Below are 593 nucleotides of genomic sequence, written 5' to 3' on the forward strand. Positions count from 1 at the left end.
GCCGGGCACGGAGCCGGGGCCGCAGGGGCGGCGGCCGGAGCAGCGCCGGTGCGCCGGCTCAGGCCGCGGTGCGCTGCGCCGGTGCCGTCCGGCGCCGCTGCCGCACCTGCCGCAGCCGGCGCACGATCACGACCAGACCGGCGACGAGCGTCCCGCCGTACAGCCAGCCGGCCTGCGTGGCGAGCGCGGTGACCAGGCCCACCAGCCGGCCCAGGACCCCCTCGCCCCCGGCGGCCACCGGAAGCAGCCCCGCGGTGAAGGCGATCGGCACCACCACCGGCGCCCGCAGCAGCTCACCCCTGCGCACCCACAGCGCCGTCAGCGCGCACACCGGCAGGAACAGCACGCCGTACAGCGTCGACGACGTCCCGAACAGCAACTGGTCGAGAAACCCCAGCGCCACCATCACCGCCGCGCAGAACAGGCCACTGCCGAGCCCGGTCAGCCGCGGGTCGGGCATCCGCCGCACGGCCCGCGCGACCGGCGAGGCGGACCCCCGGACCGCGGAGGGACGGCGCTGCCCCCGGCCCTCGGCCGGGCGCCCCGTCCGGTCGGCCCCGGCCGGACGCCGCCCACCGGGCGTGCCCTGCGCC

Annotated in this window: 1 protein-coding gene; it reads right to left on the reverse strand. The window is 79.8% G+C overall.

Features of this window, described 5'->3' with window-relative positions:
• Nucleotides 1-58: 58 nt before the first annotated feature.
• Nucleotides 59-593 (reverse strand): DUF6542 domain-containing protein (locus I3F54_RS31915; RefSeq protein ID WP_240122411.1); only part of this gene is annotated, 535 nt, incomplete at its 5' end.

Source organism: Streptomyces sp. MUM 2J (assembly GCF_022414535.1).
Taxonomy (GTDB): Bacteria; Actinomycetota; Actinomycetes; order Streptomycetales; family Streptomycetaceae; genus Streptomyces.